The organism is Methylobacterium sp. (assembly GCF_028290105.1).
In the GTDB taxonomy this organism is placed as follows: Bacteria; Pseudomonadota; Alphaproteobacteria; order Rhizobiales; family Beijerinckiaceae; genus Methylobacterium.
Map to the genome: position 1 here is coordinate 1 of NZ_JAQGKL010000282.1, position 6,304 is coordinate 6,304.

Here is a 6,304-nt window from a genome sequence, read left to right on the forward strand (position 1 = left end):
CCACCCATGATGAAGCCGCTCCCGTGAAGCTCCTGCTCGTCGAGGACGACGCGGCCCTGGCCGCCGAGATCGCCAAGGCGCTGCGGGCCGAGAACTTCGCCCTCGACCATGCGGAGAACGGCGAGGACGCCCAGCATCTCGGCGAGACCGAGACCTACGATGCCGTGGTGCTCGACCTCGGCCTGCCCAAGCGCGACGGCCTTTCGGTGCTCCAGGCCTGGCGGGGCGCGGGGCTGACCCTGCCGGTCCTCATCCTCACGGCGCGGGACGGCTGGAGCGACAAGGTCGCGGGCTTCAAGGCCGGCGCCGACGACTTCCTCGTGAAGCCGTTCCGGGTGGAGGAACTCGTCATCCGCCTGCGCGCTCTGGTGCGCCGGGCGACCGCGCACGGGGTGTCCCGCGTCACCTGCGGCCCTCTCAACTACGAGGCCGGCCTCGGCACCTTCGAGCGCGACGGTCTGCCCCTGAAGCTGACCGGCCTCGAATGGCGGGTGCTCTCCTGCCTGATCCTGCGCAAGGATGGGGTGGTGCCGCGCGGTCAGCTCATCGAGCGGGTCTACGATGGCGACGCCGAGGTCGATTCGAACTCCGTCGAGGTCATCATCACGCGCCTGCGTCGCAAGATCGCCCCGGCCCGGATCGAGGGCGTGCGCGGCCACGGCTACCGGCTGCTGCCGGGCGATCCCGCCTGATGCCCCCGTCACCTCCGCGCGGGCCGGGGCACCCGGCTCCGGACGCGAAGCCGACCCGAGACGTGAAGCCGGCGTCCGATCGAAAGTCGAAGCGCGTCGGATTCCTCCATCTCGGCTCCCTGCAGCGGCGCCTGCTGCTCGCTGCCCTCGTCTTCGTCACCGTAGCGCTCGTGGTCGCCGGTGTGGCGATCGGGCTGATCCTGTCTCGCTTCGTCCGGGCGCAGCTCGACAGCCGCCTCGACAGCCAGCTCGTCGCCATCGCGGCGAGCCTGGAGCGCGGCCCCGTCGACACCCTGCGTCTCGGCCGCAACCTCGACGGTCCGCCCTTCGACCGCGACCGGTCCGGCTGGTACTGGCAGGTGCGGCAGGGCAGCCACGTGCTGCGTTCGGGCTCCCTCGAAGGCCGCGACCTGACGCTGCCCGACCCACTCCCTCGCAGCCGCGATCCCGAACGGCCACGCCCCGCCGACGGCACCGGGCCGTGGGGCGATGCGCTGATCCTGCGCATCCTCGTCCTGCCGCAGGAGGGAGGCAGCCCACCCGCCATCCTCGTCGCCTCGGCGCCCGCCCGCGCTCTGCACGGACCGTTGCGCGAAGCGGGACTCGCCCTGGCGGCGATCCTCGGCGTCCTCGGTTTCTGCCTCCTCGCGGGGACGGTGGCGCAGGTCCGCCTGGGCTTGCGCCCGCTGGAGCGCCTGCGGCGCGATCTGGCGGAGGTGCGGGCCGGTCGCCGCCTCCGGGTTCCGGGCAAGCAGCCCGCCGAGATCCGCCCCCTCGTGTCGGAGGTGAACGCGCTCCTCGACCAGAACGCCGCCAACCTCGAACGGGCGCGCACGCATGTGGCCAACCTCGCCCACGGTCTGAAGACGCCGCTCGCCACCCTCACCCTCGCGCTCGCCGATCGCGACCCCGACGGGACCCTCTCGAACCTGGTCTCCGGCATGGACCGGCGGGTACGCCATCACCTGCGCCGGGCCAGGGCCGCCGCCCTCGGGGGCGCCACCCGCGCCCGCACCGAACTCGCCGGGCCCGTCGCCGACCTGCGCACCACCTTCGACCGCCTCTACGCGGGCAAAGGATTGGCCATAGATCTCGCGGTGCCAGCCGGCCTCGCGGTGGCGTGCGACGCGCAGGACATCGACGAGATGCTCGGCAACCTCATCGACAATGCCTGCCAGTGGGGCACCGGGCGGGTCCGCGTCTCGGCCCGGTCGGACGGGGCCGCGGTCGTGGTCACGGTGGAGGACGATGGTCCGGGCCTCGACGCGGTGGCCGCCGCCCGCGCCCTGCGTCCCGGCGGCCGCCTCGACGAGCGTGTGCCGGGCCACGGTTTCGGCCTCTCGATCACGACCGAACTCGCCGAACTCTACGGCGGCGCGCTCGATCTCGGCCGCTCGGATCTCGGCGGCCTGAGCGCCCGGCTGACGCTGCCGGCCTGAGAGGCGACCTCGCGCGTCGCGTGGCACATAAATAAAAGTGAAAGGCTCTTAGCCCATCGTCTTGGACAGAACGGGATCTCTCCCGGCTTCCGGCGAGATCCGCCGCAGAGGAAACGGCTTCTTCTGGAATCCGTCCGTCCGGGCGGGTTTGAATGGATCGCCGAAATCGGATCGCGAAAATCGGATCCACCGGAAAGGGATGACGTGCCGAGCTCCAGTGTCGAGGCGCAGCGTCTGGCGATCCTGAACGACCTTCGGTTGCTAGAATGCACGCCGGAGCCGCATCTCGACGCGGTGTGCCGGACCGCGTGCGCGCTGTTCGATGTTCCGATCGCCCTGGTGAACCTCGCGGGAGCCGACACCTACACGCTCAAAGCCCGCTGCGGCGTCGCCGAGGGCGGGACGCTGCCACGGGCCGGCGCCTTCTGCGATCGCACCATCCTGGGGACGCCCGGCACGGTCTTGGCGGTGGCGGACCTTCTGTCCGATGCGGAATTCGCCGGCAGCCCCCTCGTCACCGGGGCGCCGCATGCCCGCTTCTATGCCGGCGTGCCGCTCGTCCTGTCGGACGGCGTTTCGCTCGGCACCCTCTGCCTCATCGACCGGGTCCCGCGCCACGATTTCGACGCGGCCTGCGCCGAGCGGTTACGCGACCTCGGCACCGTCGTCGAGGCGCATCTGCGTCTCACCGCCGCGCAGCGTGCCCACGAGATCGAGCGCTCGGAGCGCCAACGGGCCGAGGAGCACCTCGCCGCCAAGGCGGCCGACCTCAAGCTCGTCGTCGGTGCCCAGCGCATGACGGAATCCGTCGCGCATCTCGGCCACTGGCGCATCCATCCCGAATCCCGCCTCGTAACCTGGTCCGAGGGTGTCTCGCGCGTCTTCGGCCGGCCGATGCCGCCGGGCGGCGCGATCCCCCTCGACCAGCATCTGACCTATTACCATCCCGAGGATCGCGCGGGCGTGGGAGCGCGGATCGCGCTGGCGCTGGCGGGCGAGGGTCCCGAGGCCTCGGCCTATCAGGGACGGGCGCGCATCCTGCGGCCGGATGGCAGCCTGCGCCACGTCATCGTCCAGGGTGCGGCCGAGCGGGACGCCGGCGGCCGGCTCCTGGCGCTCTACGGCCTCGTCCTCGACGTCACCGATCTGGCGGCATCCGAGGCGCAGCTGCGCGACAAGGACCTCAGCCTGCGCGCGACCCTGGAGAACATGGACCAGGGCCTCGTCATGCTCGACGCGGAAGGGTGCGTGCGCCTGTTCAACCCGCGTGCGCGCCAGCTCCTCGATCTGCCGGACGATGTGCTGAACGAGAATGCGCGCCTCGGCCGGATTCTCGCCTTTCAGGCCCGGCGCGGGGAGTTCGCCGCCCTCCCCCACGGGCCGCGTCTGCGCGACGCCGCCGGGCGCTGGGTTCCCTTGCGCTTCGACTGGCCGCGCCCGGACGGCACCACCCTCGAAGTGCGCGCCGTGCCGCTGCCGGATGGTGGCGGCGTCGTTCATACCTTCACCGACGTGACGGAGCACCGGGCGGCCGAGGCCCGGACCCAGGCGGGCGAGCGCCGCTACCGTCTGCTGGCGGATTCGGTCTCCGACATGATCGTGCGCCGGGGCATCAACGATCAGCGCAGCTACGTCTCCCCCGCGTCGCACGATCTCCTGGGCTACACGCCGCAGGAGTTCCTGGCCTTTCCGTTGCGGGACCTGCTTCACCCCGAGGACGTCGCGGCGACGATGGCCTTCGTCGCGGCATTCCGCGCCGGCCGGGTCGAGCAGGACCGGATCACGCACCGCCTGCGCCACCGGGACGGGCACTGGGTCTGGGTCGAGGCACGAACCCGCCTCGTGCGCGACGCGGCCGGGCTGCCGAGCGAGACGATCACCGCGGCGCGCGACATCAGCGAGCGGATCGCCGTCGAGGAAGCCCTGCGCATGGGCGAGTCCCGCTATCGCGCCCTTGCCGATTCCCTGCCCCAGCTCGTCTGGGTCATGTCCCTGCGCGACGGGGAGGCGACCTACGTCAACCAGCGGTTCGACAGCTATTACGGCCCGATCGGGTCGTCACGGATGGCGCGCCTGGCGCGCAACCACCCCGACGACGCCGAACGGATGGAGCGCGTCTTCACCGAGGCTCGCCGCCGGGGCGAACCCTACGAGCTCGAAGGGCGCCTGCGCCGGCACGACGGCGCCTATCGCTGGCACAAGCTGGTGATGCTGCCGATCCTGGAGGGTGGCGAACTCGTCGGCATGCTGGGGACCGCCCTCGATATCGACGACCTCGTGGCCGCACGCATGACCCTGGAGGAGACGACCAACCTGCTCCGCCTCGCCCAGGAATCCGCCGGGGCCGGGCTCTGGTCGTGGGACCTGAAGAGGGGCACGGTCCGCCACTCCGTCGACAGCGCGCGGATGTACGGTCTTCCCATCGGCTCCGGCCTGACCGCCGACGGGCAGGTCGAGGTCGGCGTGGCGGAGTGGGACAGCCGGATCGACCCGGCCGATCTCGACAGCATCTACGCCCACGTTCAGCGAGCCATGGCCGCGGGCACCACCTACAACTGCGAGTTCCGCCTCGTCACGCCCCCGGGGGAGGCGCCGCGCTGGCTGCAATCCTTCGCCCGCGTGGTTTCCGAGCCGGAGACCAACGAGGCCGTCAAGGTCGTCGGCCTCACCATGGACGTTACCGAGCGCAAGGTGGCCGAGGGCCGGATCGCCCACATGGCGCTGCATGACGGCCTGACCGGCCTGCCCAACCGCATCCTGTTCATGGACCGTCTCAACCACGAGATCGCGCGCGCCGGGCGGCATCCCTGCCGCTTCGCGGTCCTGGCCTGCGACCTCGACCGCTTCAAGGCCGTCAACGACAGCCTCGGTCACCCGGCCGGGGACGCCCTCCTGCGGGTCGTCACCGAGCGCCTGCGCGGCGTGGTCCGCGAGGGAGACACGGTCGCGCGCCTCGGCGGCGACGAGTTCGCCATCATCCTCGCCGGGCTCGACGACCCCGCGGATGCCAGCCTCGTGGCCCGGCGCGTCATCGAGGCCGTGGAGCAGCCGGTGGACCTCGACGGCCACAGGGTCGGCATCGGGGCCAGCGTCGGCATCGGCATCGGTGCGCGGGACGGGATCGACGCCGACACCCTGTTTCGCAACGCCGACATCGCCCTCTACCGGGCCAAGGCCGCGGGTCGGAACACCTTCCGGTTCTATGAGGCCGGGATGGATAGCCTCGTCACCCAGCGCAACCTCCTCGAACTGGAGATGCGCGAGGCGGTGCGGGCCGGCGGCTTCAGCCTGAACTACCAGCCGGTGATGCATCTCGCCACGGAGACGGTCCGGGGCTTCGAGGCGCTCCTGCGCTGGAACCATCCCGTGCGCGGCAGCATCGCGCCGGGCGAGTTCATCCCGCTGGCCGAGGAGACCGGCCTGATCGGACCCCTCGGAACCTGGGCCCTGCGCGCGGCCTGCATCGAGGCGGCATCCTGGCCCGGCGAATTGCGGATCGCCGTGAACGTCTCGGCGGTCCAGTTCCTTCAGGGCACCCTGGAACAGGGCGTCGTGGCGGCTCTGGCCGCCTCCGGCCTGCCGGCATGGCGCCTCGAGCTCGAGATCACCGAGAGCGTGCTGATGCAGGACGCGGAGGCGGTGGTGGCCTGCCTGCATCGCCTGCGCGCGATGGGGGTTCGCATCGCCCTCGACGATTTCGGCACCGGCTATTCCAGTTTGAGTTATCTGCGCCGGTTTCCCTTCGACCGGATCAAGATCGACCGGTCCTTCATCCGCGAGATCGCCGATCCCGGCACCGCCGCGATCGTGCGCGCGGTCGTCGGACTGGGAGCCCATCTCGGCACCAGCATCACCGCCGAGGGGATCGAGACCGAGGCGCAGCTCGAGCAGGTGCGCCGCGAGGGCTGCACGGAGGTGCAGGGATTTCTCTTCAGCCGGCCGCTGCCGAGCGCCGAAGCCAGGGCCTTCCTCGCGCTCCGCCGCAGCGCCGCCTGAACTCTGGACGCTCTCGCACGAAGCCCTGTCGTGAATTCGTCATCCGGGGAGTTGACGGGTCGGATGGTGGTCCGTATACGGCTGCACATCGGCGGCGGCCAGCGGGTCTGGCGGTGCTGCTGGTCATCAAGCGACGGGATGGCGGGTGTCTCTGGCCTTTGGCTGGGGGTGCTGCAT

The 6,304-nt window shown here is 71.3% G+C and carries 3 protein-coding genes; all 3 read left to right on the forward strand.

Features of this window, described 5'->3' with window-relative positions; all coding sequences use genetic code 11:
* Positions 1–23 precede the first annotated feature (23 nt).
* On the forward strand, positions 24–692 hold the full coding sequence (locus JWQ05_RS19240; protein WP_299662042.1) for a response regulator transcription factor: 669 nt from the start codon (positions 24–26) through the stop codon (positions 690–692).
* Positions 693–754: 62 nt separating this feature from the next.
* Complete coding sequence (locus tag JWQ05_RS19245) at positions 755–2,131, forward strand: HAMP domain-containing sensor histidine kinase (protein ID WP_299662036.1); 1,377 nt, start codon at positions 755–757, stop codon at positions 2,129–2,131.
* 204 nt (positions 2,132–2,335) lie between these two features.
* Entirely contained in the window at positions 2,336–6,127 is a 3,792-nt protein-coding gene (locus tag JWQ05_RS19250; RefSeq protein ID WP_299662039.1) for an EAL domain-containing protein, read from the forward strand.
* Positions 6,128–6,304: the final 177 nt, after the last annotated feature.